General features: G+C 46.1%; 30 protein-coding genes and 1 tRNA gene. 17 read left to right on the top strand and 14 right to left on the bottom strand.

What is annotated here, in order from left to right:
• Positions 1-97 precede the first annotated feature (97 nt).
• The 3 genes from queD to queC are packed head-to-tail and all read left to right on the top strand — an operon-like array spanning position 98 to position 1997.
• A complete protein-coding gene (queD, locus tag BP97_RS0103335) occupies positions 98-577 on the top strand; it encodes a 6-carboxytetrahydropterin synthase QueD (protein ID WP_028547833.1) in 480 nt (159 codons plus the stop codon).
• A 13-nt stretch (positions 578-590) separates the two neighbouring features.
• Positions 591-1250: a 7-carboxy-7-deazaguanine synthase QueE gene (locus BP97_RS0103330; RefSeq protein ID WP_051620387.1), complete on the top strand. Its 660-nt coding sequence runs from the start codon at positions 591-593 to the stop codon at positions 1248-1250.
• A 39-nt stretch (positions 1251-1289) separates the two neighbouring features.
• Positions 1290-1997 carry a 7-cyano-7-deazaguanine synthase QueC gene (gene queC, locus BP97_RS0103325; protein WP_028547831.1) on the top strand — a complete coding sequence of 236 codons (708 nt, stop codon included), beginning with the start codon at positions 1290-1292 and terminating at the stop codon, positions 1995-1997.
• An 83-nt stretch (positions 1998-2080) separates the two neighbouring features.
• On the opposite strand, the gene BP97_RS35115 is transcribed toward queC, so the two are convergent.
• The gene (locus BP97_RS35115) at positions 2081-2497 is read right to left on the bottom strand and encodes a helix-turn-helix domain-containing protein (RefSeq protein WP_051620335.1); all 417 of its coding nucleotides are present in this window, start codon (positions 2495-2497) and stop codon (positions 2081-2083) included.
• A gap of 214 nt (positions 2498-2711) precedes the next feature.
• Here BP97_RS35115 and BP97_RS0103315 point away from each other — a divergent pair, with 214 nt between their 5' ends.
• Positions 2712-2918: a helix-turn-helix domain-containing protein gene (locus BP97_RS0103315; RefSeq protein ID WP_028547830.1), complete on the top strand. Its 207-nt coding sequence runs from the start codon at positions 2712-2714 to the stop codon at positions 2916-2918.
• An 83-nt stretch (positions 2919-3001) separates the two neighbouring features.
• On the opposite strand, the gene BP97_RS0103310 is transcribed toward BP97_RS0103315, so the two are convergent.
• On the bottom strand, positions 3002-4138 hold the full coding sequence (locus BP97_RS0103310; RefSeq protein WP_028547829.1) for a GGDEF domain-containing protein: 1137 nt from the start codon (positions 4136-4138) through the stop codon (positions 3002-3004).
• 248 nt (positions 4139-4386) lie between these two features.
• Between BP97_RS0103310 and BP97_RS0103305 the strand changes: the two genes are divergently transcribed.
• Positions 4387-5517 (top strand): glycosyltransferase family 4 protein, encoded by a 1131-nt coding sequence (locus tag BP97_RS0103305; protein ID WP_028547828.1) that lies wholly within the window; start codon positions 4387-4389, stop codon positions 5515-5517.
• 68 nt (positions 5518-5585) lie between these two features.
• Here BP97_RS0103305 and BP97_RS0103300 read toward each other — a convergent pair whose 3' ends face one another.
• Positions 5586-6521 carry a DMT family transporter gene (locus tag BP97_RS0103300; RefSeq protein WP_028547827.1) on the bottom strand — a complete coding sequence of 312 codons (936 nt, stop codon included), beginning with the start codon at positions 6519-6521 and terminating at the stop codon, positions 5586-5588.
• Between the two features lie 28 nt (positions 6522-6549).
• Positions 6550-7308 carry a glucose 1-dehydrogenase gene (locus BP97_RS0103295; protein WP_028547826.1) on the bottom strand — a complete coding sequence of 253 codons (759 nt, stop codon included), beginning with the start codon at positions 7306-7308 and terminating at the stop codon, positions 6550-6552.
• A gap of 88 nt (positions 7309-7396) precedes the next feature.
• On the opposite strand from BP97_RS0103295, the gene BP97_RS0103290 reads away from it, so the two are divergent.
• The gene (locus BP97_RS0103290; RefSeq protein WP_028547825.1) at positions 7397-7681 is read left to right on the top strand and encodes a hypothetical protein; all 285 of its coding nucleotides are present in this window, start codon (positions 7397-7399) and stop codon (positions 7679-7681) included.
• A 41-nt stretch (positions 7682-7722) separates the two neighbouring features.
• The gene (locus tag BP97_RS40090; RefSeq protein ID WP_156043134.1) at positions 7723-8148 is read left to right on the top strand and encodes a hypothetical protein; all 426 of its coding nucleotides are present in this window, start codon (positions 7723-7725) and stop codon (positions 8146-8148) included.
• Here the strand turns inward: BP97_RS40090 and BP97_RS0103285 are convergent.
• Complete coding sequence (locus BP97_RS0103285) at positions 8074-9120, bottom strand: YkvI family membrane protein (protein WP_028547824.1); 1047 nt, start codon at positions 9118-9120, stop codon at positions 8074-8076. The two genes, BP97_RS40090 and BP97_RS0103285, sit on opposite strands and share 75 nt — an antisense overlap.
• A 162-nt stretch (positions 9121-9282) precedes the next feature.
• Here BP97_RS0103285 and BP97_RS0103280 point away from each other — a divergent pair, with 162 nt between their 5' ends.
• On the top strand, positions 9283-9906 hold the full coding sequence (locus BP97_RS0103280; protein ID WP_231506201.1) for a DedA family protein: 624 nt from the start codon (positions 9283-9285) through the stop codon (positions 9904-9906).
• A gap of 70 nt (positions 9907-9976) precedes the next feature.
• On the opposite strand, the gene BP97_RS35110 is transcribed toward BP97_RS0103280, so the two are convergent.
• Positions 9977-10678 carry a DUF4309 domain-containing protein gene (locus tag BP97_RS35110; protein WP_051620334.1) on the bottom strand — a complete coding sequence of 234 codons (702 nt, stop codon included), beginning with the start codon at positions 10676-10678 and terminating at the stop codon, positions 9977-9979.
• 311 nt (positions 10679-10989) lie between these two features.
• On the opposite strand from BP97_RS35110, the gene BP97_RS0103270 reads away from it, so the two are divergent.
• Both BP97_RS0103270 and BP97_RS0103265 read left to right on the top strand, forming a co-directional pair.
• Complete coding sequence (locus tag BP97_RS0103270; RefSeq protein WP_028547822.1) at positions 10990-11562, top strand: xanthine phosphoribosyltransferase; 573 nt, start codon at positions 10990-10992, stop codon at positions 11560-11562.
• 96 nt (positions 11563-11658) lie between these two features.
• Positions 11659-11982 (top strand): hypothetical protein, encoded by a 324-nt coding sequence (locus tag BP97_RS0103265; protein WP_028547821.1) that lies wholly within the window; start codon positions 11659-11661, stop codon positions 11980-11982.
• Positions 11983-12093: 111 nt separating this feature from the next.
• On the opposite strand, the gene BP97_RS0103260 is transcribed toward BP97_RS0103265, so the two are convergent.
• Positions 12094-12405, bottom strand: coding sequence for a hypothetical protein (locus BP97_RS0103260; protein WP_028547820.1), 312 nt, complete (start codon positions 12403-12405; stop codon positions 12094-12096).
• A 158-nt stretch (positions 12406-12563) separates the two neighbouring features.
• Between BP97_RS0103260 and BP97_RS0103255 the strand changes: the two genes are divergently transcribed.
• Positions 12564-12791: a hypothetical protein gene (locus BP97_RS0103255; RefSeq protein ID WP_028547819.1), complete on the top strand. Its 228-nt coding sequence runs from the start codon at positions 12564-12566 to the stop codon at positions 12789-12791.
• Positions 12788-13513, top strand: a complete 726-nt coding sequence (locus BP97_RS35105; RefSeq protein WP_051620333.1) for an adenosylcobinamide amidohydrolase — start codon at positions 12788-12790, stop codon at positions 13511-13513. The genes BP97_RS0103255 and BP97_RS35105 overlap by 4 nt, the downstream gene beginning before the upstream one ends.
• Positions 13514-13594: 81 nt before the next feature.
• Here the strand turns inward: BP97_RS35105 and BP97_RS40570 are convergent, their stop codons facing one another.
• Positions 13595-13738 (bottom strand): hypothetical protein, encoded by a 144-nt coding sequence (locus BP97_RS40570; RefSeq protein ID WP_197035405.1) that lies wholly within the window; start codon positions 13736-13738, stop codon positions 13595-13597.
• 130 nt (positions 13739-13868) lie between these two features.
• Between BP97_RS40570 and BP97_RS0103240 the strand changes: the two genes are divergently transcribed.
• On the top strand, positions 13869-14081 hold the full coding sequence (locus BP97_RS0103240) for a hypothetical protein (protein ID WP_028547818.1): 213 nt from the start codon (positions 13869-13871) through the stop codon (positions 14079-14081).
• A 13-nt stretch (positions 14082-14094) separates the two neighbouring features.
• Here BP97_RS0103240 and BP97_RS0103235 read toward each other — a convergent pair whose 3' ends face one another.
• Both BP97_RS0103235 and BP97_RS39505 read right to left on the bottom strand, forming a co-directional pair.
• A complete protein-coding gene (locus BP97_RS0103235; protein WP_028547817.1) occupies positions 14095-14316 on the bottom strand; it encodes a hypothetical protein in 222 nt (73 codons plus the stop codon).
• Positions 14317-14658: 342 nt separating this feature from the next.
• Positions 14659-15000, bottom strand: a complete 342-nt coding sequence (locus BP97_RS39505) for a hypothetical protein (protein WP_051620332.1) — start codon at positions 14998-15000, stop codon at positions 14659-14661.
• A gap of 202 nt (positions 15001-15202) precedes the next feature.
• On the opposite strand from BP97_RS39505, the gene BP97_RS0103220 reads away from it, so the two are divergent.
• A tRNA-Leu gene (locus BP97_RS0103220) sits at positions 15203-15290 on the top strand.
• 76 nt (positions 15291-15366) lie between these two features.
• Positions 15367-15852, top strand: coding sequence for a GNAT family N-acetyltransferase (locus BP97_RS0103215; RefSeq protein WP_028547816.1), 486 nt, complete (start codon positions 15367-15369; stop codon positions 15850-15852).
• Between the two features lie 27 nt (positions 15853-15879).
• Here BP97_RS0103215 and BP97_RS0103210 read toward each other — a convergent pair whose 3' ends face one another.
• From BP97_RS0103210 to BP97_RS35095, 3 genes are read right to left on the bottom strand one after another with little or no spacing between them, the layout of a single operon-like run.
• Complete coding sequence (locus BP97_RS0103210; protein ID WP_028547815.1) at positions 15880-17304, bottom strand: sensor histidine kinase; 1425 nt, start codon at positions 17302-17304, stop codon at positions 15880-15882.
• The gene (locus BP97_RS0103205; RefSeq protein WP_028547814.1) at positions 17301-18002 is read right to left on the bottom strand and encodes a response regulator transcription factor; all 702 of its coding nucleotides are present in this window, start codon (positions 18000-18002) and stop codon (positions 17301-17303) included. The genes BP97_RS0103210 and BP97_RS0103205 overlap by 4 nt, the downstream gene beginning before the upstream one ends.
• Complete coding sequence (locus BP97_RS35095) at positions 17995-19155, bottom strand: hypothetical protein (protein ID WP_051620331.1); 1161 nt, start codon at positions 19153-19155, stop codon at positions 17995-17997. Before BP97_RS35095 ends, BP97_RS0103205 begins: the two co-directional genes overlap by 8 nt.
• Positions 19156-19524: 369 nt before the next feature.
• On the opposite strand from BP97_RS35095, the gene BP97_RS0103195 reads away from it, so the two are divergent.
• Positions 19525-21222, top strand: coding sequence for a methyl-accepting chemotaxis protein (locus BP97_RS0103195; RefSeq protein WP_028547813.1), 1698 nt, complete (start codon positions 19525-19527; stop codon positions 21220-21222).
• A 178-nt stretch (positions 21223-21400) separates the two neighbouring features.
• Complete coding sequence (gene argS, locus BP97_RS0103190) at positions 21401-23119, top strand: arginine--tRNA ligase (RefSeq protein WP_028547812.1); 1719 nt, start codon at positions 21401-21403, stop codon at positions 23117-23119.
• Positions 23120-23213: 94 nt separating this feature from the next.
• Here argS and BP97_RS0103185 read toward each other — a convergent pair whose 3' ends face one another.
• Positions 23214-24056: an NAD-dependent epimerase/dehydratase family protein gene (locus BP97_RS0103185; protein WP_028547811.1), complete on the bottom strand. Its 843-nt coding sequence runs from the start codon at positions 24054-24056 to the stop codon at positions 23214-23216.
• Between the last annotated feature and the right edge of the window lie 8 nt (positions 24057-24064).

Genomic DNA, 24064 nt, shown 5'->3' with positions numbered 1-24064 from the left:
CCAGAGGCATGCTCCAACCTCCATTGAAGCCTTGCTGCTAAGGACTTCTTCGATGACTTGGTTTGACGATGGGGGATCAGGGAAGAGGTGAATGAATATGGAATACGAAATTCCAACTAAAGTGCAAAAGCTGGGCTCGGACATCCAAGCCGATCAGCTCAAATATCATGATAGAGAAGTTCTTGTCTCCAAAGAGTTTACGTTTGACAGTGCACATCATCTTCATTGTTATGAAGGCAAATGCAAAAGCCTACACGGTCATACGTACAAGCTTCAGGTCATAATGCGGGGAAAAGTGGATCATCGAGGAATCACGATTGATTTCTCGGATATCAAACGAATTGCCAAAGAACGGATTATGGATCGCCTCGATCATCGTTACTTAAATGATGTGCTGCCGCTCATGAATACAACAGCAGAAAATATGGTTGTTTGGATGTATGAACAATTAATCGACGCTTTGAGGGCAGAAGGTTTGTACCCTAAGATCAAGCTTGAGGAAGTAAGGCTGTGGGAGACTCCGACCAGCTATGCGGCGGTTACGGCGGCTATGATGGGAGATACAGCAGGTGAATAATACGAAAATACCAATGGTCGAGATTTTTGAGACGGTAGAGGGAGAAGGTACGCGTGCTGGCTTTCCGACCGTATTTGTAAGGTTGTTCGGCTGCAACTTGAGGTGCAGCTGGTGTGATACGAAGTACAGCTACCCGCCAGAAGAGGCGGAGAGTGTGATGACGATTGACGAGATTGTAGAGCAAGTGAGAACATATCGCTCTACTCATGTGTGCCTGACCGGAGGAGAGCCGCTTTTGTATGGTGAGAAATCAGCTGCTTTGATTGAGGCGCTACTTGATATCGAGAGATTGACGGATCTTCATATCGAAACGAACGGAGCCATTGATTTGACGATGTTTATGGATCGTATCCACTCTCCAAAGGTACGTTATATTATGGATTATAAGCTTCCTGACTCCGGAGAATCGGATGCGATGATCGTCAGTAATTTTGCTAAGCTGCGCAAGCAGGACGAGTTGAAATTCGTTATCGGCAGCGATCGTGATTTCGAAGAGGCTGTACGAATTCTTGAGGAATATCCAACTGAAGCGCTTCCGATGTTCAGTCCTGTATGGGAGACAATGCCTCCGGCCAAGCTGGTACAGCGTATGCTGGATCATGGATTATCCCATGTTAAGCTGAATATGCAGCTGCACAAAATCATCTGGGACCCCGCAATGCGCGGCGTTTAATCTTGCAGAAGTATATCGATATAAAGGTGTGAAACAACTATGCAAACGAATCAAGCAAAAAGAGCGGTTATCATTTTGAGCGGTGGATTGGATAGTACGACTTGTATGGGCATTGCGCAAGCGCAGGGCTATGAATTGTTCCCGATCACGTTCGATTATGGACAACGTCATAAAGTGGAATTAGAGAACGCTCGGCAGGTCGCCTCACATTACGGTGTGGCGGATCGTCATAAAGTGATTTCCCTTGGGTTCTTGAAGGAATTCGGCGGAAGTGCGTTGACGGACGAATCGATCGACGTGCCGGATATGACGAAGGAGCAGGAGGCCAGCGAATCGGATATTCCGGTTACTTATGTTCCCGGCCGTAACCTGCTGTTTCTCTCGATTGCTACTTCCTATGCGGAAGTGACAGGAGCGGAAGCTGTCTATATTGGGGTAAACGCCTTGGATTATAGCGGTTATCCGGATTGCCGTCCTGAATTCATCCGTAAAGTGGAAGAAGTGATGGCGCTGGCTACACGGGTTGGTGTAGAAGGCGTACCTATGCGTATTGAAACACCTCTTAGCGAGTGGACCAAAGCCGAAATCATTCGTGAGGGGATGCGCTTGAATGTACCGTATCATTTGACCACATCGTGCTATAATGGGCAAAAGGAAGCCTGCGGAGTGTGCGACAGCTGCCGTCTTCGCCTGAAAGGCTTCGCCGAAGCCGGTGAACAGGACCCTATCCCTTATATCCAAGAATAATAAAATCCCACTGATTTTCAGCTCAAGAAGCGGAGAATCAGTGGGATTTTTATTTTTTGATAGAGGTAAGGAAAGCTACCGTACTACTCCTGATCAAGCTTAAGGTCTGAGGCTGCCATCTCGGATTTCTTTTTATCCCGCCAAAATAATGCTGTTAGCATACGCTCGATCCATTCCTTATCCTGCTCAGTCAGTTCAATTCCATCAAAACTCAGTTCATTTTCTCTTATAAAACGGCGTAAATTGACCCTTGGTCTGGAATAGGGTCCTTCGCGATCCATGTCCGCTTTCTCCAAATATCCTGCGACTTCCATCAACTCGGAATAGGGGGTGTTTAATCCTTCGGAAAGCTTCATCAGCACGTCAGGAGAAGGTACGCCTCGGTTTCCATTTTCGAGTTGGGATATGTAGGCTGCGGAAACACCTGATCGGTCGGCTAGTTCTCGAATCGTGAAGCCTTTTAGTTTGCGCATATCGCGCAGCTGTTCGTAAAAGTTCATGTATGACACCTGCATTTACCAGAAGTAAACAATAGTTTAGCTTTTTAATGATATCAGTAAACATAGGTAATTTCAACGGTTGGCGATTGCACAAAAAATGGAAAATCAAGGGTTGGGATGGATACAAAAGTAAACAAAAAACATTGCTAAAGTAAAATAAAGTAAGTATAATATTTTTGAGGTAACCGGAAATAAAAGAGGGGAAGATTCATCAATGAAGATTAGAACAAAGTCAGAAGCTTTTGTAAGAGCCCGAATCGTTAAAGGGATGTCACAGCGGGAACTCGCCAAGCAATCCGGACTAAGTCCATCTTATATTAGTTTATTGGAACGTTCCGTTAAAACAGTGGGACCGGCTACCGCCAAAAAGCTAAGCGAGCTGCTAGAACAGCCTTTGGACACGCTATTTGCGATTGAATAGCCGGTCTTTTTCTTTGTTTCAAGTCAGTATATAATGCAGTTCATGCGGCAAGGTGAGGGGTTCATCTCACAATTCAGCTTATGTCAAAAGCCGACCACCTTGTTCTTACCGCTAGTTTTAGCCTTATACATCGCTTCGTCCGCTTGTTTAATAAGCTCATCAGCCGTCACATTTTTCTTATAATGGCTATATCCCATACTCACAGTAACAATGGTTTCAGCCTCAACCCGCGCTCGGATTCGCTCAGCCAGCTCACTGGTATCCACGTCGCTGTCGGTCACCATTACGACCATTTCCTCTCCGCCGTATCTCCCGCATATTCCAATTTCTTCGGCTTCCTCTTTCACGATTTGCGCTACCTGCTTCAAAACCAAATCACCCATATGATGTCCTTTCGTATCATTAAGCTTCTTGAAATTATCGATATCGCTGAAAATAACGGATACCCCTACCCGCTGAGCAATATGCTGCGACACCCGATTATAAAAATATTTACGATTATAGAGTCTTGTTAACCCGTCAGTTATGGAAGAGTTGTAAATGGCCTGCATAATTTCAATGATCCGTTCAAAGATGAACAGGAATAATACGAGATGAAACGCCATCGGTATGATTTGCTCAAACTTGTTCAGGATGAATTGATTGTTGTTGAACAAATACATATTCGCCATATGTATCATGTGAGAACAAAAGTACAAGGTTAGCATGACCTGATACTTGCCGTTTTGTCCTATACGCGGGTTAATGAGCAGGAAGCTGACGAAAATGAGCAGGAACAAGTAAAGCTCCATACCCAATGGCTGCATCAAATGTACCTGTTCGCTGCTTCCCTGCAGCCAGCCTGGCATGTACCAATAGGTTAGTGATACGAAAATAGTAACGACTATACCTAGGATGAAAACAATGGCGTCTTTCCATTTGGTAGGATTATATAACTGATAAATACCGGTATTGACTAATAGAAAGGAGAGCACTTTTAACAAAAGCGCTATGAAATTAGCAAGGTCGCTCTGGGTTTGTGTAAGCTCGAAGACGATGAGCTGCCCGTATTGAATCATTAGAATCAGCAGCGATAGCATGATTGAGAAGTAGCCGATCTTCCGACGGCTTAGAAGCAGACGGACTGAGGCGAGAAGCGTCACGAGCAGAATGCTTAAAATAATCGTGCAGGAGAAGACGGTACCTGAAGTACCTGTCCACAAATCAGTCAAATCGTTCATCAAGAGTAAGAGCCCTCGCATTCAATATAAAGATTAGGTATATTATAGCAAACGTATATTCGTTATGGTGAAAAAAATGTCTATTTTTGTCCTGGATTTGTAACTTTTTCTTTTCCTTCGTACTCTTGTAGTGACTTCCTAATGCTGATACGATGTAGGTAAGGGATAGTTCGGAGAGCGCGTCCTTTTCACCTCATACAACTGGTGGCTTTAAAGAACAATAACAGGATCGATCACGGAGGGCTATCATGAAAATTTTACAAGCATTATTTTTTCCCCCGGAACAGCCTGGCGGTGTGTCTTCTATGATTCCCTTTATGCTGGATCGCTTTAACAAACGCGGCTGGGAGATGGAACTGTTTTCCTTGCCTAAACGGGTGCGGAGCAAAGGTACGGAGCCGGTAAGCTTCACAACTTTCGATTGGGAGCCCTATGCGGGGAATCCTGTCGTGGATAAATACATTCAAACGTATAAAGATTATGTCTGGTGGACCAAGATGCGGCTTCAGACCAAGTACGACATCATTCATGCCCATCATCCGATTGCAGGTCTGGTCATGAAGCAGCTGTTTCCGGATACACCGGTAATAATGACGGTTCACTCAAGCTATGAGCGAGAGCTGATTCTTAATGGCAAAATTAGTGTGAATGGGCCGGAGCATCTTTTTCTGACATCGATATATCGGGAATTGGAGGAGCGGGTTGATCAATTGATCACAGTATCAAGCTCCTTTAAGCAGTACTTGTCCGAGTACGTGCAAGAGCCTGAAAAAATCGGGGTCATTCCTAACGGCTTTGATGAAAAACGGTTCCGTCCGGTTCCTCACGAAAATAAAATTCCACAGCTGATTACCGTATGCCGTCTTGTGCCTGCAAAAGGGCTTGATATTCTATTGCTGGCCTGCGCCGAGCTGAAAAAACGGGGGAACCCGTTCGTGCTTCATCTGATTGGTGATGGGCCGATACGTCAAGAGCTGGAGCAGATGGCGATCGAGCTGAACATTTATGAGGAAATTATCTTTTACGGGTATATGCTGCATCCGGAGGATTTCATGCCTTTCTTCGATGTGTTCGTCCTGCCATCCCGTGCAGAAGCGTTCGGTTCCGTTTTTGCTGAAGCGGCTCTATGCGGTTTAGCGCTTGTCGGTACGAATGTCGGAGGCATTCCTGAGCAAATTTCTCATGGGCAGAACGGGCTGCTTGTCCCTGTTGAGGATGTGGATGCGCTGGCAGGAGCACTGGAGAAGGTCATCGGCGATCCGATTTACCGTTATAATTTAGGACGCGTAGCTTGGGATAAAGCGCAAAACGCCTATTCGATGTCACGGGTCGTACAGCAATTGAAGGGCGTGTATCGCACCTACCGCAAAAGTGAATAAGATAGGCTGCGCAAGGGCTAAAAAAACGGAAAGACCGTAGAGATGACGGAAGTCTCTCTAGGGTCTTTTTATGCTGCAAGTCGAAGAATAAGGATACCTATAAGTGCGAAGGTAAGGCCGCTTACTTCCAGTCGGCTGAATCGTTCTTTCAGCACGAACCGGGCATAGAGCAGAACGAAGACTACGTTCATGGCGATGACGACAGAAACGAGCCCGGTCACTCCAAGCTTGAAAGCAGGCATGACCAGCATCATGCCGGAGATATTGGTTAACCCAACGAACATTCCCCATAATAGGGTTCTCGAATCGCTCCAGTTTGGCTTCGGGAGAGGATGTTCTTCCGTTACGGTTGTTCCGGGAGCCGTCACAGGAGTCTCCTCAGAGGCTGCGGCGACCATAGCCTTTGCAGAATCTAATTTTCGTCTACCCATGTACCAGGAAATTCCGAAAAAGAGGGAACCGGTCACATACATCATAAGCAGGGTAGGCAAGGTTGCTGCCCCTAGCATCGTTGCTTTTTTGGAAGAAAGGTCGGTGATCCCAAAGGCGATCATCGTGATAGCCCCCCACTGAGCGCCCTGCAGATTGCGCAGCGAGATATCGTTAGAATACCGAATCATAAGGATGCCGAAAACAATGATGAGAAAGGACAAGGATTGCCACATATTCAGCTTCTCATCCCATAAGAAATAAGCTAGAATGACAACGACTACGGGAGGGAGACCCGTAAACATAGCAATTAGTGAAGCTTTTCCCACGGCGAATCCCTTGTACATGGAGGCGTTTGATATAAATGAGAACAATCCCATCAAAACACCTACCCAGCAGCCGTCAGACCAGGGCTGGCCTACAAATAGGTTCACGACAGCTGCTATTACGGTTCCGGATAAATAAACGCCCAGCAAGAGCAGGTTACGGTCTATAGGCCGCTGGGACGTCCATTGGTACAATACGCCTCTTAACCCGAAACAGATGGCAGAGGCTGCTGCAAACATAAACCACATGATTAACAATAACTCCTCGCTGACTGATTTAATCGTAGATCATTTTCACGGTCATACCGCCATCGATGACCAGGTTCTGTCCTGTTATAAAGCCGGCTTGATTGCCCGCAAGATAAAGACATGCGCTTGCTATATCGTCAGGATTGCCGACACGCCCTACAGGGTGTTGAAGACGGTCCCGTTCGCTATGTACAGGAGTTTGCCGGCGTGATGCCTTTTGCCAGTCACTGGTTTCAATCCAGCCTGGACTTATGGCATTGACGCGAATACCGTAGCCGCCCAAGCTGACTGCCATTGCATGGGTAAGCGCGAGCAAGCCGCCCTTGGATGCTGAGTAAGCTTCCGTATCCGCCTCGGACATAAGCGCCCTTGTGGAGGCCATATTGAGGATCACACCACTGCCTTGACGCTTCATGATGGCTGCCGCCTGCTGAGAGCACATGAAGGCTCCGCGCAAATTAACGCCGATTACTTCGTCAAATTGAGTGACAGGGAGTTCCAGCATGGAGCCGCCGCGGCTGATCCCTGCATTGTTGACCAGTACATCAAGTCGTCCGAGCTCTGCAAGTGTAACCTTCATCCACCGCGAAATATCATCCTCTTTGGCAACATCTACGCGCATAAAGAGCGATTTTCCGCCAGCCTGGCGAATCTCCTGTACGGTTTCGAGACCTGCCTCTTTGTCTGTGTCAGCTATGGATACCTCATAGCCTGCCTTTGCAAAGGCGAGTGATACCGCTTTACCAATGCCCTGCGCACCGCCCGTTATTGCAGCAACCTTATTCATTCAGGAGCCTCCTTTTGTAGAAACTCATTGCTTTTTTTACAGTATATAAATACTATAGTATATAGGATAACGATCGGAGGCGCAATGCATGGAGCCCGTACAACGTACCGAGCGCGAAATTACATATCATGTAGGCTGGAAGCGAGGTAAAATCACGCCGAACCAGGGCAAGCATCTGTCCGCAGACATAACGCATGACGTTAATGACAGCATCGCAGGAGCAGATGTGTTTGGCTTGAATTTGCGGTATTTATGGAGGAGAGCGGGCACCGTTAACGAGCGGATGCTGTGGATCGTATTGCCTATTTTGCCACTGCTCGTATTTGCCCTCTCGTTATGGCTAGTTTATCGATTGGCCATTCAACCTTACTAAATGGAAAAAGAAGCTATGAGCTTCGTCAGGGGGTTACCGAATTGAAAATGATATTAGCGATACTAGCCGGGGGCGTCGGTTTAATCGTTACGGCTTCGGCAGTCCTGCTGATATGGTTCGTTTATCAACTGAGGAGTAATAAGGAGCAGGAAAACACCCATAGCGGACAACTGCCCGCAGTAGCGTCCTTACTCCTTCAATGGACCTTTTTTGATTACGCTTTAATCGGCGTATTTGCGATCGGGAGCTTATTTTTGTTCACCGATGTATTGGCTGTGATACGTGATGCTGACAGCTATCCTCTTTATCATTACGGATATTTGCTATGCGGCTTTGTATTTACGCTGTTTGGCATGCTGTTTATGATTGCTCGATTGGCGGTCGTGCTTTCGCTAGTTCGTACCCGCGGGCCTGTTTCTTCGCCAGATCATCATCATCATCCAAGCCATGCTGATCAGCCCGAATAAAGGATACAGGGTTGAAAGCAGTGCTTTAAATCCTAGCTGACTAACCAGATAGCTTAGCAGCAGAACGATCCAAAGAATCCATGAACGGGAAATCTTGGTACGCTGTTCAAGCTGTAGGGAAAGACCATATACGTCTGCAATAAACGTTGTGAATATTTCCCCGTAAATGACGAAGATGAACATCAGTTGAACCGTCGGTCCTACCTTTTGAATCAATTGCCCCATTGGAATTTCGAATTGAGAAATGCCTGGCATTTGAGCTGATAGAGCGAAATGACCGGCTAAAAGCATCAAGCCGATGGCAGCCCCTCCCCAAATGCCGCCCCAGAAAAGTACGGATCGATCCCGGATTTGAGCGCCCAGTGGGACAAGCACCCCTTGAGCCATGCTCAGGTTAAAAGCAGCGTACAGAAACGGTGCGAACCAAATTCTTTCCAGAGGATAGTCGGAAGTCAGATGGAGCCAATTGCCTGAGCCAGGCAGGTCCCGGGAATACCAGACGACAAGGGCGCTGAAGCTCAGCATTAAGGGCACAACGACGGAATTGACGGCAACGATGGCCTCCATTCCTTTGTTTAATACGGCATAAGCGAGCAGGAGCGTTACCAACAGCCCGGATTGATAAGGCAAGTGGAACTGTTCTTCAAACACCGAGCCTGCCCCGGCAAGCATGACGGTAGTGACGCCAAATAGCGTTACCAGTGTAAATAAACTGATCCAGCCTCCTACTTTGGGGCCGAAGAGGAGCTTATTCAAATCTTCATACGAGTGGGCCTTGACTTCATGCGCAATAAACATTAACTTAATACCGAGCCAGACGAAAAGCATGCTGGCGATACCGATCGTCAGGGTTGCCATCCACCCATATCTTGTAAAAAAGGTGAGAATTTCTTGACCGGTAGCGAACCCGGCTCCCACAACGGTGCCGACATAGGTGAAGCAAACTTGCATAATGCTGCCGAACTTTCTCAACATGACAGGTCCACCTTTCGTACGGCTTGTTCCTCCAATATAGTACAAGGTATGAAACGGGGGACGAACACATGACATGAACTTGGGAAAACGACGGGTTTCTGTTAAAATAGAATAGGCTTTATAAACCGTTTATATATTTTTTTGCAGGAGCGTGTCTGTGTGCTGGATGATATTTTGCTGCTGATTGAACATTACGGATACATCGCCCTGTTCGGCTTGTTGGCTGTAGGGATTGTGGGACTTCCGGTCCCTGATGAAATCTTAATGACGACGGTAGGTTCACTGACCTCTAATGGGGGGCCATTATCGTTTTCCAAATCATTATTGGTCAGCTACGCCGGAACGATGACGGGAATGATGGTCAGCTACTTTTTGGGCAAGACGGTAGGTAAGCCTTTTTTATACCGTTACGGCAAATGGGTGAAGCTGACACCGCAACGACTGGATTTAGCTGAGGGATGGTTTAAGAAATACGGCTTGTGGACAGTAGCTTTTGGTTATTATGTGCCGGGAGTTCGGCATTTCACCTGTTACTTAGCAGGAGTAAGCGCTGTTTCACTATGGAGGTATTTGTTGTACGCAGGCACCGGGGCGCTTATCTGGTGTGCTTCTTTCCTGACATTGGGTCATTTTATCGGTGTAAATGCACCGAAGATTATGAATCTTATTCATCATTACATGGGAATTAGCGCAATTGTGATTGTTATTCTAGCAGCAGTAGGTATCGCATTGTTTATGTGGCTTAGAAAACGTGGGGCGTCCAAACAGAAAAAAACAGGTTAAAAGACCAAAAAAAAGCTTGAGTCAGGAAAAGTCCTGATTCAAGCTTTTTTGGATTGGATAACTAGGAAGCTTACTCGGAGAACAGCTTTATAGAGTTAAGCTTATCTGTCTTAGGATCGATATCGAGCTTAAGTACGGCATCCTTTGATTTATAGATAAGCACGTAGCTCGTGTTGGAGTCCGGCTTGCCTAAAGCCTTATAAATATCGCTCGTCGATTGCCCCAGCTTGAGTCCGTTCAATCCCGGATTGATCTCGCTGCTTCGGATGTCGATAAACTGCAGTTGGTTTTGCTTGTTATAACCGACCATAAAATCGGTGTAGTCATAAACAGTAATAGGATCGACATCGTCTTCCATTTGAAATTGTTCTTTCGGTTTGCCGTATTTGCTCGTTACGGCGTCAGGAGATGTTTTCAAAGTCAGACCGAGCAATGTCGGTTTGGTTTGATTGTATGCTTCCTGAATGTCAATCTTCGGTTTAGGTGTTGCAGTCGGTTTGACAGTCTCTTGCTGTTCTTCTGGCTTCGACCCAGTTTCTGCACTTGCCAGAGAAACCTTGTCATTAGGATTTACTAGCGGCTGTGGAGTTGCACTGGCTTGTTCGTTGATTGAATCCTTGCTGGCTTGCGGTGCTGTACCTGCAGGTGATGGTGTTGGTGTGACGGTAGGAGCAGGGTTTAACGCCTCGGACGTATGTTTACATCCAGTTATCAGCATAATGAGGATGAAAGGAACGAGCCAACGCGCGGCGTATGTAGGTGTGTTAATCATCCCAGTCTTCCTTTCTGGAAAATGTATTAAAGGTTGGTTATTAAGCATTATTAATCATACTCTGTACCTTTTGAATCATCAAAGATCGTTTACAGACAAATATCGGCGAATTGAATGAAAATAGTTAGTTATTATTTTCAAAACACGCTTTTCATGGATTAGTTCGTTATTTCTCGCATTCTATATTAATAGACGACTTTACTGAAGGAAAAGTTGCATAAACTTTAGAAAAGTTTATACGTTAGGACTTGAAACCCGGTTTCCCGTTGTGATAAGTTAACGGAAAAGGTTTTTCGGATGGAGGCTACCGAATGGAATTATTAAAGCAAAAAATTAGAGAAGTCGGAGTGGTGATCTCCGACGACGTTATTAAGCTGGATGCTATACTGAATCACGCGGTGGATCCTGTACTAACAACAGCTATGGGCAAGGAGTTTGCCCGGTTGTTCAGAGAAGATCGAGTAACCAAGGTACTCACAATTGAATCTTCCGGAATCCCCATTGCTTTTGCTGCAGCGCAGGAACTGAACGTACCGATGGTTTTTGCGAGACGTAAAAAAAGCTTGAACACGGATAATACTGAAATGTACAGCGAGCGGGTTCCTTCTTTTACGAAAGGTTTGGTGACCGACATTATGGTCTCGAGAGAATGGCTGACCGAGTCGGATCGCATATTGTTAATCGATGATTTTATCGCCAATGGAGATGCTGCGAGAGGCTTGATTCGGATTATTCGCCGCTCAGGTGCGGAGCTGGTCGGAGTAGGGATTGCAGTTGAGAAATCATTTCAAGCAGGCGGACGGACCATTCGTGAATCAGGGATTCGTGTTGAGTCCCTAGCCAAGATTGCATCGCTCAGCCAAGGCGAGATTGTGTTTGAATAGGCGACTATTCAAGAATTATTTTCAAAGTTATTAAGTATTCCCTCCATTGTGTTTTTCCTTTATAATGGACTCAAGCGAAAGAGAGGAGGCATTGCTATGGGGAATGAGATTCCAACTGATTTTTTTGTAACTAAGTTGAGCGAAGCCAAAATTCACTTTGAACGTGCCCTCGATTGTAAACATACAGAGTTTGACGACCTGTATCCCTATATGATTGAACATCCTCAATTTTTTTGGTACAAAAGGTATGTGGCATGGTCTGAGCTGCTGACAATCGTGAAGTTGTGTGAGGATCTGAACGTTGAGTGGCAGCAGCAGTTTTCGCAGCAGCAAGTTGATTATATTAAGAAAAGAGTTATGTCCAGTAAAGTGTTGGATTATTGGTTTGAAACCAATGATTCGAAGGAGCATGTCAGCTAATAGGATTGGACATCGCAATTATATCGACCTAAGCATAGATACAAAAAACCTATGGACCCCGAGGGCTATAGGTTTTTTTGTGCATTTAGAGAGGGAAAGCGTTGGGTTGAATTACTGTAAAATGTTCATACTTTCGATATGTTCTTTTGTTGCGGGTGTTCCCAGATCATGCAGCTTCCTATATATTTCTCTGAGATAATAGTCGGCTGCATCGTTTTCTTTGTCGTTATGATAATTACGGTATGGAATCATAGCTCTCGCAGCTGTGTCATCCTGGGCATCAGCAGATTCCTCGAACAGCTCTTGAAGCTGATCGATCTCCTCTTCACTCGCCAAGATTTCAAATTCAAAATTCCCGTTCATATCTTCAGGCTCCAGTATTTCGCCGGATGCTACAGCGATATAGTATGTTTTTTTCTCCATAATGGAATGATAAGCTCCTTTCGGGTAAGGTTGTTGCATAGAGTATAAGGCTTAATGGGAATGGTGCATTTGTGGCTCATGTAGGCTTAATGTTTATTGTGAACCATGAATGGTGTATTCTATTCTTAAACTAAGTTTGTCCAAAGGAGGGCGGTATTATGATCAGCGAAGAACAGTTGGACCATTATCGAGTAGAGGGGACGAAGCTCAGGGTAGTAAGAGATGCGGATCCTGTGAATGACGTGAAGGGCATTGTTGTTGCATGGGACGATAAGACAGTCATGATCCGTAAGCAAAATCGAAGAATCGTGAAGCTGGATAGAAGCTATCATTATCAGCCTTTCATTGAAGAGCGTTATGCTGGATGGAGTGCAAATGAGGAATGACTGATGCTTTACCGGCTAAGATACCCATTACATCCATAGCAAATATTACCTTCCATGATGTGGAAGATGAGCTGAACAGCTTTTATGTTATAGAGAGCAGCAGGCCGCTGCGAACGATAAATTCCTCTATGTGGGGAGAAGGCTTGGGATGGCATTCTCGCTTGATGAACAGGCAGGTGGATCGAAACTACTTGTGCGATGATCCGCTGGCTGAGATGCATGATTTTATGCGTGAGAGGGGCATTGGAGTAGAAGATACAGCTGCATTGTTAACGGCTGCGAGGGTGCAGGATAGAGGTTACTCGAAGCAATGCTCTGCTTCAGGACTAACCGTTTGCACGTGGGCTACGGTTGGATTAAGCAATAAAGCAAGAGCTGGATCTGTACGGAATGTGGACGAGCTGTTTCCCGGGACGATTAATTTGATTACGATCATTGACGGGACGCTTACGGATGCGGCGATGGTCAATGCGGTCATTACTGCAACGGAAGCCAAGGCGGCTGCACTCCAGGATGCCAATATCCGTTTGCATGACAGTGAAGAGCTAGCAACAGGAACAACAACGGATGCAGTTTTGATCGCGGCAACACAAAAAGGACCGTCATACCGGTATGCGGGGACAGCCACACAGCTTGGTTATTGTATCGGCAAAACGGTCTATGATGCTGTTCAATTCTCCCTTAAATGTTATGAGGCTTGGCAGCAATCCAAACGAAATTGAAACTGGAGCCCTTTTTGGCCTGAACGGGCTCCAGCTTCTCTGCAAGACGTTTAAAATAAAGTGCGGTGAACTATTTATCGTCTACTTCGAATCAGAACCGCAGCAGCAGTCGCCCGATTTCTTCGGTTGCGGTTTGCTGTCTGCCATCTTGTCGCCAAATTGGTCCAAACGGGATGGGTGCCCTGCTGGTCCGGTATTATCCGGTTTGCTGTTTCTGCCTGTCATTCGAATCACCTCCACGAAATAGGGTCTCTTCTATGATGAAATTTATCCGTTGGAAAGAGGCGTATAATAATGGACGGTGCAGAAACACTAAGACCAGGTATATCGAATGTAAGCTGGATTGGAGGGATTTATGGTGGAAGATCATGACGTAGTTCGTCTGGACGATTTTTATGCCATGAAGGTTCATACGGGAGGAAAAGGGGGAGTCAGCGGCGAAATCATTAGACTAAGCGTGGACCCGCAGCACCCGGCGACTCATCTGTTCGACTCTCCTGTTTATGCAGACATACAGGATTTGAGGGATTGGGCTGTTCGGGCTCTACAAGCATATCGGGAAGGATAGCTTAAGCAGCTAATTATGCTCGGAATACTCCTATGACATAAAGCAGTCCTAAGGTTGCCAGCATACCGATCATAATAAACATAAGGCCGCTAATGAACAAAAGCGCTCCCGGAATAATAAAACTGATAACCAGAATGATTCCGATGACCCACAGCATGGCTTGAAAAGTTAGTTTGATGAACCCCCAGACAAATAAAGCGGCAATAACTCCCATGGCTAATTGCATAAAGATCATTACAATCCCCCCTCGACCTATGTATATGGACATAAACGGGAGAAAATGATGCAAGCTGTTCGAAAATACGGGAATAACGGTGGTATTCCCAGCATACGATGTAATCCGGCTGCAGGCAGCACGTATTCGATTATATTCGAATGACGGGAGGAGATAAGATGTCCAGAGAAGGTTCCGCTTTGAAAGGAACGGTATACGGCATTTTGTTTACGCTTCCAATATGGGGTGTTATTGCTTGGGTAGTTTATGAATGTTTGGATTAAAGATAGGAGATAGGTGGGTACCTCCAGGAGTGCGGATGCTCCCACAAGGAGATACTCACCTAATTGCAACAAGCTCGTCTTACAAATTCGTTTCTGATTTGGAAGTGCATTTGTTGGAACGGAACGTAATTTTGGCTAGCCCGTTCGGGTTTCCTTCTGCAGCATACTGATAGGTTGCCGTATAATCGGGAGTTGATTTATCTCCTGATTCAGTGATGAGCTTGCCTTCGCCACCTACAATGGCTTTGACCTCGTCATAAGTCATGCCCGTATTAATTTTGTCGTATTTGTCTTTGGTGATCGTAGCTAAAGGAGCAGGGGTTGGCGTGGCTTGTGCGGCGGATTTACCGGGATTGCCGCAGCCTGTGATGAAGATTATAGCGATCGTAATCAGTAACATAATCGAGGAAGATTTGAGCATGGATATCGCCTCCGATGGACTGGTTGCACATTTATTTTGTCGATATTGCTGTGGAGCATTGTTCAATTAATGTCCAATCCAAGTTATAAATATACAGTGTTCATGAAAGTGCTGTCAGTCTGAAAAATTTGTTTGACATCCATATAAAACAGGTGATAATATACTTCTTGTCCCCTTCAAAAATGAAAGAGACATTCATTATGCGGTCATGGCGGAATTGGCAGACGCGCACGGTTCAGGTCCGTGTGGGCTAACCCCCCGTGGAGGTTCGAGTCCTCTTGACCGCACCAAACCTATATAACAACTACCATCTGATATCTAATGATACCAGATGGTTTTTCATTTGGAGAGGCAGAGTGACTTTAGATGATCATCCGGACAGCAGCTATTGAAGATGTTCCCTCGATTTTAAAGATTTATAATGAAGCTATTCTAAATACGGTGGCTACCTTTGACACGGTCCCGCGTACATTGGAGCAGCAGGAGTCTTGGTTTAAGCAGCATGGTGAGCGCAATCCCATACTGGTTGCAGAGCTTGGTGGAGCTGTGGTTGGATGGGCTTCTCTGAATGCCTACTCGGATCGGTTGGCTTATGAGCGCACAACGGAGTTATCTTTATATATCCATCATGATTTTCGCGGTCAGGGTATCGGGAAGCAGCTGATGGAACGGATACTAGAGGCGGGCAAAAATGCCGGGCTTCATACCGTATTATCACGTATAGTAGAAGGCAATGACAGCAGCATCTATATTCATCGCACATTCGGATTCGACTATATCGGCGTTATGCGTGAAGTAGGCTTCAAATTTGATAAAATGCTGGACGTCATCGTTATGCAGAAGATGCTTTAGCAAAAAAGCCACCGCAAGGTGGCTTTTTTATATGCATTCTTCCTTACCGGGGCGCTCTAACGGAAGCAGCACAATAACCTCGGTTCCCAGCTCATTTGAGTTAATGGTAAGTGTTCCTGAATGAAGCTCGATAATTTCAGTGCATATCGCGAGTCCAAGACCGGTTCCTTCACCTTGTGGATTCACTTGATAAAACTTCTCCGTTACCCTCGATAAATGCACTTGGGGAATGGTTATGCCCTCGTCATGTATGCTTACAGAGAGGAAGTCCGAATCTTCCGTCACTCTCACATCTATAGTAGTGTCTTGACGTGCAAACTTAACCGCGTTGTCGGCGATGTTCAGAAATACCTGTTTTAGACGATTTTCATCTCCTGGAATCATGATCGGTTCTTTTGCTCCCTGTTGGTCATAAAGGAATGAAATCCCTTTGGTCTTGGCTTTGGCTGCCAGTTGTAGAACAACTTCGTTAAGGAGCTGAGGGAGATCAACCTGCCGGATGTCTAAAGCAAGCTGCTTCTGCTCAAGCCGGGAAAAATCGAGCAGCTCCTCCACCAGCCCAACCAAGCGATCGGTTTCTTTCGAAATCACTTTCAATCCCATCCTGGTTTCTTCCTTATCCTGCATATTGCCAAGCAGGATCGTCTCGCTCCAGCCCTTGATGCTCGTTAACGGGGTGCGAAGCTCATGGGAGATCGAAGAGATAAAGTCACTTTTCAATTGATCGCTTTTTACGATTTCTTGCGCCATATAATTCAGTGTCTTGGCCAGATCGCCCAATTCGTAACGGAAGCCCTCGTCTACACGAGTATCCAGTCGGCCTTTAGCCATCATTGCAGAAGCAGCTGTAATGCGGTTAATCGGCTTGACGATCGAATTGGCGAGTCCCAGGCTGATCAGCGACACGGTAGCTAAGATAATCAAGCCGACTAGAAGGGCGATGTTAGCCAAATTGCTAATGGCACGGTCGACTTCCTCCAATGAAGTAACATAGCGGAGCAAGGCGATGGGCTGTCCGTTCCACTCAAGAGGAGTGGAAATGGCCATCACTCTTTCACCGGTAGTTGCATTGGTGCCGATCCAACGACTGGTGCCGCCCTGTGCTGCGGTCTTCACATCTTTGGTTTTAATCAGCTCGTGGACGGCGAATCCGCTAGTACTTGCGAGCACCGTACCCTGATTGTTAATGATTTGAAGCTCCGCGTTATCATGGGCGAACGATTCGACCACTTCAGGCAGCTGGCTGTCGAACATCAAGACGTTCAAATTGTTGTGGAACTTGTTATAAAAGGATGCAGAGACTTGAGCATGATTGCTCAAATTGCTCGCTATACTGTTGTAATAAAAGGTCCGGACCGAGTACAGAAATACACTTTCGGCGAGGATCAAGGTTAACAAAACGACGAGAACGTAGTGGGAGACGACGAGTCTTTTAATACCTTTACGCATCATTGGTCGGAGTCCTTCCACTTGTAGCCGAAACCCCATACCGTTTCGATATAGACCGGTTTGGAAGGATCCTGTTCAATTTTTTGTCTAACGCGTCGCATATTAACGTCAACCATCTTCGGGTCGCCGATATAGTTCTCTCCCCATACTTCATCCAGCAGCTTGTCGCGGCTTAACGGTACTCCGGGATGCTCTAAAAACAGGTGGAGCAAAGCGAGCTCCGTTGGTGTAACATCAATAGCCGAACCATTTTTTCTGAACTCTCGCAGCTCCGTATGAAGCTCGAAAGGGCCAGAACGAAGCACCGGACTGTGAACAGGTGCTGTAGTTTGAAGCTGAACCCGGCGCAGCAGAGAATGCACTCTGGCCATAAGCTCGCCGGGACTGAACGGTTTACTAATGTAATCATCGGCACCCAGGGAAAGTCCAAAAATTTTATCTTTCTCCTGAACCTTGGCCGTTAAAAAAATAATTCCGATGCGTTCGTTAGCTTCACGGATTTGTCTGCAGACCTCGAATCCGTCAATGCCCGGAACCATGACATCCAGCAGTGCGACGCCTATGTCAGGGTGCTGTTGGAACTGCTGCAGCGCTTCATCCCCCGTAGCCGCTTCAATGATATGAAATCCTTCTCTTTTCAAATTAACAACGATAAAACTACGAATGGATTCCTCGTCTTCAAGAATGAGTACCTTATTCATGGGAATCCTCCTTCTGTTCAAGCTCCATTATGGAATGAAACTGATTGGCATATTCACGGCTCATCTCGGTCATGTGCAGGACAGTGATCGTTTTATCGGTACGACCGATTTCTTTCCATTCAGTATCGGCAGCATCCCGGCTTTCGATCGGTATCGTCCTCCATTCAACGAGCGTCTCATCTTGATCCAACGCTAAGAAATGAATGGCATTTCCTTCAATATCTCTTATGACTCGGAAGGAATCATTCCATTCGGAAGGAATATCGAAATAGAAGCCATTGGTATAGTCGTAATATCTCTTGTATATCGGTTGACTCGCCAAACCTTGTTTGCCGTCCCAGCGATAATATTGCGTAATCCATGGTGTGTAGGCGTAGGCCTCCTCTTCCGACCCCTTCGGGGCCACGGAGATCCCAATTTCTAGAATACCGTCGCCATTGAAGTCCCCGCTCTTAGTAGAACCCGGATTGAAAGGCAACTTATCATCCGGAAATGCTTTGACAAGCTTTCCCCCGTCAAAATAGATCAACTGCGTGTTCGAGGAATGGGCGCCGACACTGGCATCCAGAAGCAAGCCTCTTTTGGATTCGGTGACATAGCCCGCAGCAAGATTGTAATAAGCGTTAACGTATGGATCCAATGTGGTGGTCCCGATAGTTTGAAATTCCGTCTTATACTGGATTGTCGATATTTTGGCGGAAACGTTACGGTCTAGCGTCAAGAGAGTAATATCTTTTATCTGGTCTTGATTTAAATCATCAACGACCAATTCGGTATAAGGAGCTTGAAATAATTTGTTCAGCTTTTGCCCATCCAGATGATAAATGACAAGTCCTTTATTTATTTTGGGTCCACCGGAATAACCGGCTAATATATCGGTGCTGCCGTCGTTGGTTACATCCTCGAACAGAAGCGTTTCCAGCTCGTAGCCTTCCCCTTCGATCTCGCTCAGAAGCACCCAGCTATCGCCGCTTTTTTGCCAGAGCATGCCTTTGATACGGACTTCCTTATCCGGAGTCTGGTAGAAAACAATAGCTTCAGGAGTGCCGTCATTGTTCAGATCCTTCAAATAGATGGAACCGGAATCAGTTGAGTTTTTGGGGTGTATAACTGATGCTCCGCTCGGCATCGCTTGCTGGATCAACTGTTTCAAGCTTTCCTTCTCGTCGGGAAGTTTGGGCACTCGCATATAGGATTGCGGATCGTTGGATAAAGAACATCCGCTAACTATAACGGAAATTAGGATGAATAGAAGAAGGGGAAACCAAGATTTGACTAACAAAATACTATCGCCTACTTTCTGCAACTTACCTTTATCATGTAATGGTTCACCTTATAGTTATTCTAATTTATTCGATTATATCAGCTAATGAATTGACAAAGCGTAACAAACTCATTACATTTTGATAGGAAGGTTATGGAAAAAATGGCCGGTGTGATAAAAATCACAGTAGGCTCTATATGTTAAGGCTACTATGATATCACACATACATCTTGGCTAAAAAGAAAAGAGGGGTCTTCTATGAGATTGGGAATCGTAGGAAAAGTAACTTGGCTCGTTGTTATCGCTGTTTTAACAAGTGTACTGTCCTTACTCGTCATCGGTTATTATGTCAATTACAAGCAAATTGATGAGGCCGCAGGCGATGAGTTGATAGGCTGCGCAAGCATTACATCCGGGCTGCTTACGGTAGCTGAAATCAAAGAGTTGGCCAACGGACAAGCAAGCCAAGCCTTAAAGGATAAAGTGAACTGGATTGTGGATCACAAGCCCATTTTTAAAAACGCATCGATTATGAGTCTTGACGGGAAGCTCCTCGTACCTGATAAGCGTTTGGAGAAGGAAGGCTTTAAAGCAGGGGATTCCTTTTACATAGATCGTGAAGCCATTGATATGTTGGTTGACAAGAAGCATCCGATGGCTTCTTCCACCTATACGTTCGGAGACGGGGAAAGAAAAACAGGATACGCTCCAATCTATGCGGATCATGATTCTTCTCAGAAGATTGTTGCGCTGATGGCTATAGATTTTGACGCTGGCATTATGAAAGAACGTACCTGGAACATGCTGATGTTTACGCTGCAAACAGGCGGGATTTTCCCTGTTGTGGCTGCATTTATCGCATTTCTGCTGATCAGCCGAATGATTAAACCGATTGAAGCGATTAGTGCCAGAGTGAAGAGTATTGCCGACGGGGATTTGACCGGAGAGCCTATCGTTGTAAAAAGCAAGGATGAAATCGGCAGCTTGGTGCAATCGGTGAACCAAATGACATCGCATCTTAAAGAAATGATTCATACAATAGACGAAACATCACGGGAAGTAAGCAAGACGACCCAATTGTTGGCAGGTGACGCAGACCGCACGGTTACCTCGATCCATACGATGACATCCACTATGCAGCAAATTGCATCCGGAGCTGAAGCGCAGGAGAAAGGAACGGATGAGAGTGCGAAAGCGATGGAAGAAATATCAGAAGGAATGAGTGAAATTGCCGACTCCTCGATGGCTATGGCGGAAATGATGTACGACACATTAAAAGCGGCAGAACAAGGAAGCGAGACTTTGGATAAAGTGCTGATGCAAATGGATTCCATCCATGAATCAGTCGAATTATCTTCGGGAGCAGTGCGCGAGCTGTCGGCTTACTCGGAGGAAATCGGTGAAATTGTGAAGGTAATGCGGGATATCTCGGCACAAACCAACCTCCTTGCGCTTAACGCTTCCATTGAAGCATCGAGAGCAGGAGAAGAAGGACGCGGCTTCGCTGTTGTAGCAGGAGAAATCCGCAAGCTGGCGGAGCAATCGAGAATGTCCTCGGAGCATATCACCGAGTTAATTGAAGCGGTCCAAGGTAAAGTGGCCCACATGGTTACGGCTATGGAGAGAGAAATCAAGGAAATGGAATTAGGGAAGAGCTATGTCAATCAGATGGCTGGAGGCTTCCATAGCATCGTAGATAAGGCTCAAAAGACGAATGAACAAATTACCGAAATTTCCGCCATTTCCGAGCAAATATCAGCAGGATCGCAAGAGGTGTCCGCTTCCGTATTGGAAACGGCTTCCATAGCGAAAAATTCGTCGGAGCAATCGGCTCATGCGGCGGGATTATCGCTAGGTCAGCTTGAATCTATGCGTCAAATTACAGAATCGGTACATACGATTGAGGAGATGTGCCAGGAGTTGAACATGCTTGTGCGAAGATTTCGAATTTCGTAAGGAATTGCCGGGTTATGGCGCTTGACTCGATTTTTCATGATAGATATAATATGGACATATGTAAATGATGGCAAACTCACTGAACGTATGGCGAGCACCCCGCTTGGGGTGCTTTGTTGCTTGAATATACGGAAACGAATAGTAGGATTATTGGTCGGATTGAAAGGGGTCTATGATGATGAATTATAAGAATATATTAGCAGCCAAGCTTGCTTCCCAATTGGAAGGAGTGACAGAGGAATCGCTTGCAGAGTTAGTTGAATACCCTCCTAATCCGCAAATGGGAGATCTGTCTTTACCATGCTTCAAACTAAGTAAGCAGCTTCGCAAAGCACCTCAAGCTATTGCAGAGGAGCTGAAGCAGCAATGGAAGGATCATCCTGCATTCCAGCGGGTTGAGGCAGTTTCCGGTTATTTCAACGTATTTCTGGAGCCTTCCAGCTTCGCATCCAGTGTGATTGGCGAGGTTCTGGAGAAGGGCGACCGCTATGGCTCGCAAAATATTGGTCAAGGTCGGAACATTGCGCTGGATTTCTCTTCGCCTAACATTGCCAAAGCATTCCATATCGGACATTTACGTACAACGATGATCGGGAATGCCATTTACAAAATTTATGAATTTCTAGGTTATAACTGTGTTGGAATCAACCATTTGGGCGATTGGGGAACCCAATTCGGCAAGCTTATCGTAGCGTATAAGCTGTGGGGAGATAAAAGCGTAGTAGAAGCCGACGGAATCGACGAGCTGCAGCGGCTGTACGTGAAGTTCCATGATGAGGCGGATATTAAACCGGAGCTTGAAGATGAAGCTCGCTCTTGGTTCGTGAAGTTGGAGCAGGGCGATGAAGAAGCGCTGCAATTATGGAAATGGTTCGTGGAAATCAGCTTGAAGGAGTTCCAAAAAATTTATGACTTGCTCGGCGTTCATTTTGATTCTTATGCCGGCGAGAGCTTCTACAACGATAAAATGGCGGCTGTAGTGGACGAGCTAAAGCAGAAGAACCTGCTGGAAGAGGATCAAGGAGCGATGCTCGTTCGCTTGGACGATTACAATATGCCTCCTGCCTTGATGATTAAGAAGGATGGCGGCACGCTGTATCATACACGTGACGTGACGGCTGCGATCTACCGGAAGAACAAATACGATTTTGACAAATGCGTCTACGTTACGGATGCGGGACAGAGCCTGCATTTCCAACAGTGGTTCAAAGTAATTGAACTGATGGGCTATGATTGGGCGGACCGCCTTGTGCATGTGCCGTTCGGTAAAGTGAGCCTGGAAGGGGCTAAGCTGTCGACACGAAAAGGGAATGTTATTCGTCTTGAAGAGCTTCTCACACAATCGATTGAGAAAACGAAAGCGATTATCGACGAGAAGAACCCGAATTTGGAAAATAAAGATGAAGTTGCCCGCCAAGTCGGCGTGGGAGCTATCATTTTCAATGATTTGAGCAATAACCGCATTAAGGACATCGTGTTCTCATGGGATGTTGCTTTGAACTTCGAGGGCGAAACAGGTCCTTATGTGCAATATACCCATACACGCGCATGCAGCGTATTGCGTAAAGCAAACGGAGGCACTTCCATCGATTTCGATGTGAAGGCGGAGCAAGTGGATGCTTCGTTGCTGGCAAATGCTGAATCTCAAGGACTCCTGAAGCAATTGTATTTGTTCAAGGAGAGAGTTGAGCAGGCTATGTACAAGCTGGAGCCATCGATTGTAAGCCGGTATTTGGTGGATCTTGCCCAAAGCTTCAACCGTTTCTATCACGAATGTCCTATCCTGGTTGATGATGCAGCGCTTCGCCAAGCCCGCTTGGCATTAGTGAAGAGTGCGCAAATTACCATTCGCAACGGCTTGGCTTTAATCGGGCTGGAAGCACCGGAAAAAATGTAATATTGGAATCACCCGATGTCCTCATGGCATGAGAGATATCGGGTGATTTTTTTATATATCAGATTGTCTGATTAGGCAGCAAAGGTAGGAGCTATTAAAGCACACCGGCTGATGCTGCATGTCGTAATGTAGGATATGTAGGCTTGAATCCAAGCTGCTCTTGAATTTTATGCGTATCTACAATCTGTAGCCATGAAGCGTCTATCGGACGACGATCCGCATTTTCTGGTATAGGTTCATTAAGCCTATTCATAATTTCGGCAGCGGTTACCGGTTCATTATCGGCAACATTATATATTTGTCCGCTGCCATGTGGAGTTTCTACTGATAGTATTATCGCTTGTGCAACATCTGCATGGTGTACCATATGAATGGTCTGCTCAGGATTCCATTTACGAAACCATTGCAGCCCTTCGGACAAATGGGGATCGCCCTCACCATATACGAAAGCAAATCGAAGAATATGTAAGCCAAGTCCGTGGGATCGGTGTAGTTCCAACAGAGCCTGCTCCGCAGCAGCTTTGGTTTGCGGATAAGGTGCTTCCGACTTCGGCAGATCCTCCTCATTGAAAGGTTTGTCCTTACCTGGACCGTATACCAAATTTGTACTAGCGAAAATAAACCTGGAAACACCTTCGCGAATAGCGGCGGAAGCTAATGCAAGTGTACCTTCCAGATTGACCGCATGCGTTTCTTCCGGGGTTGCACCTCGGAAGAAAGCGGCTAAATGAATGACGGCATCTGCATTGGCGATGGCCTCAGTTAACGATTCCGATTGCAGCAGGTCACCCTGGACTAGGGTTACTCCCTGATTTATCAAAAATTGAGCGTTTTCCGGTTGACGGACAAGTGCTTTAACTGAATGGCCGCGCTGCAGCAAACGGGGAACAAGACGACTTCCTACGCGCCCAGTAGCTCCTGTAACCAAAATGTTCATATGATACA

Origin of the sequence: Paenibacillus sp. UNC451MF, assembly GCF_000686845.1 — a bacterium.
Classification (GTDB): Bacteria; Bacillota; Bacilli; order Paenibacillales; family NBRC-103111; genus Paenibacillus_S.
The sequence above is the reverse complement of the archived record's forward strand: the minus strand, read 5'-3'. Positions and strand labels throughout refer to the sequence as shown.

Excerpts from the sequence above, each read along its gene's own strand:
- BP97_RS0103270 (WP_028547822.1), top strand. The coding sequence starts at position 10,990 with ATGGAATTATTAAAGCAAAAAATTAGAGAAGTCGGAGTGGTGATCTCC.
- BP97_RS0103300 (WP_028547827.1), bottom strand. The coding sequence starts at position 6,521 with ATGTGGTTTATGTTTGCAGCAGCCTCTGCCATCTGTTTCGGGTTAAGA.
- BP97_RS0103235 (WP_028547817.1), bottom strand. The coding sequence starts at position 14,316 with ATGATCTTTATGCAATTAGCCATGGGAGTTATTGCCGCTTTATTTGTC.
- queD (WP_028547833.1), top strand. The coding sequence starts at position 98 with ATGGAATACGAAATTCCAACTAAAGTGCAAAAGCTGGGCTCGGACATC.
- BP97_RS0103290 (WP_028547825.1), top strand. The coding sequence starts at position 7,397 with ATGGAGCCCGTACAACGTACCGAGCGCGAAATTACATATCATGTAGGC.
- BP97_RS0103305 (WP_028547828.1), top strand. The coding sequence starts at position 4,387 with ATGAAAATTTTACAAGCATTATTTTTTCCCCCGGAACAGCCTGGCGGT.
- argS (WP_028547812.1), top strand. The coding sequence starts at position 21,401 with ATGAATTATAAGAATATATTAGCAGCCAAGCTTGCTTCCCAATTGGAA.
- BP97_RS0103260 (WP_028547820.1), bottom strand. The coding sequence starts at position 12,405 with ATGGAGAAAAAAACATACTATATCGCTGTAGCATCCGGCGAAATACTG.
- BP97_RS0103215 (WP_028547816.1), top strand. The coding sequence starts at position 15,367 with ATGATCATCCGGACAGCAGCTATTGAAGATGTTCCCTCGATTTTAAAG.
- BP97_RS0103240 (WP_028547818.1), top strand. The coding sequence starts at position 13,869 with ATGGTGGAAGATCATGACGTAGTTCGTCTGGACGATTTTTATGCCATG.
- queC (WP_028547831.1), top strand. The coding sequence starts at position 1,290 with ATGCAAACGAATCAAGCAAAAAGAGCGGTTATCATTTTGAGCGGTGGA.
- BP97_RS0103295 (WP_028547826.1), bottom strand. The coding sequence starts at position 7,308 with ATGAATAAGGTTGCTGCAATAACGGGCGGTGCGCAGGGCATTGGTAAA.
- BP97_RS0103210 (WP_028547815.1), bottom strand. The coding sequence starts at position 17,304 with ATGATGCGTAAAGGTATTAAAAGACTCGTCGTCTCCCACTACGTTCTC.
- BP97_RS35110 (WP_051620334.1), bottom strand. The coding sequence starts at position 10,678 with ATGATTAACACACCTACATACGCCGCGCGTTGGCTCGTTCCTTTCATC.
- BP97_RS0103330 (WP_051620387.1), top strand. The coding sequence starts at position 591 with ATGGTCGAGATTTTTGAGACGGTAGAGGGAGAAGGTACGCGTGCTGGC.
- BP97_RS0103255 (WP_028547819.1), top strand. The coding sequence starts at position 12,564 with ATGATCAGCGAAGAACAGTTGGACCATTATCGAGTAGAGGGGACGAAG.
- BP97_RS0103315 (WP_028547830.1), top strand. The coding sequence starts at position 2,712 with ATGAAGATTAGAACAAAGTCAGAAGCTTTTGTAAGAGCCCGAATCGTT.
- BP97_RS40570 (WP_197035405.1), bottom strand. The coding sequence starts at position 13,738 with ATGACAGGCAGAAACAGCAAACCGGATAATACCGGACCAGCAGGGCAC.
- BP97_RS0103310 (WP_028547829.1), bottom strand. The coding sequence starts at position 4,138 with ATGAACGATTTGACTGATTTGTGGACAGGTACTTCAGGTACCGTCTTC.
- BP97_RS35115 (WP_051620335.1), bottom strand. The coding sequence starts at position 2,497 with ATGAACTTTTACGAACAGCTGCGCGATATGCGCAAACTAAAAGGCTTC.
- BP97_RS39505 (WP_051620332.1), bottom strand. The coding sequence starts at position 15,000 with ATGCTCAAATCTTCCTCGATTATGTTACTGATTACGATCGCTATAATC.
- BP97_RS0103195 (WP_028547813.1), top strand. The coding sequence starts at position 19,525 with ATGAGATTGGGAATCGTAGGAAAAGTAACTTGGCTCGTTGTTATCGCT.
- BP97_RS0103265 (WP_028547821.1), top strand. The coding sequence starts at position 11,659 with ATGGGGAATGAGATTCCAACTGATTTTTTTGTAACTAAGTTGAGCGAA.
- BP97_RS35105 (WP_051620333.1), top strand. The coding sequence starts at position 12,788 with ATGACTGATGCTTTACCGGCTAAGATACCCATTACATCCATAGCAAAT.
- BP97_RS0103205 (WP_028547814.1), bottom strand. The coding sequence starts at position 18,002 with ATGAATAAGGTACTCATTCTTGAAGACGAGGAATCCATTCGTAGTTTT.
- BP97_RS0103185 (WP_028547811.1), bottom strand. The coding sequence starts at position 24,056 with ATGAACATTTTGGTTACAGGAGCTACTGGGCGCGTAGGAAGTCGTCTT.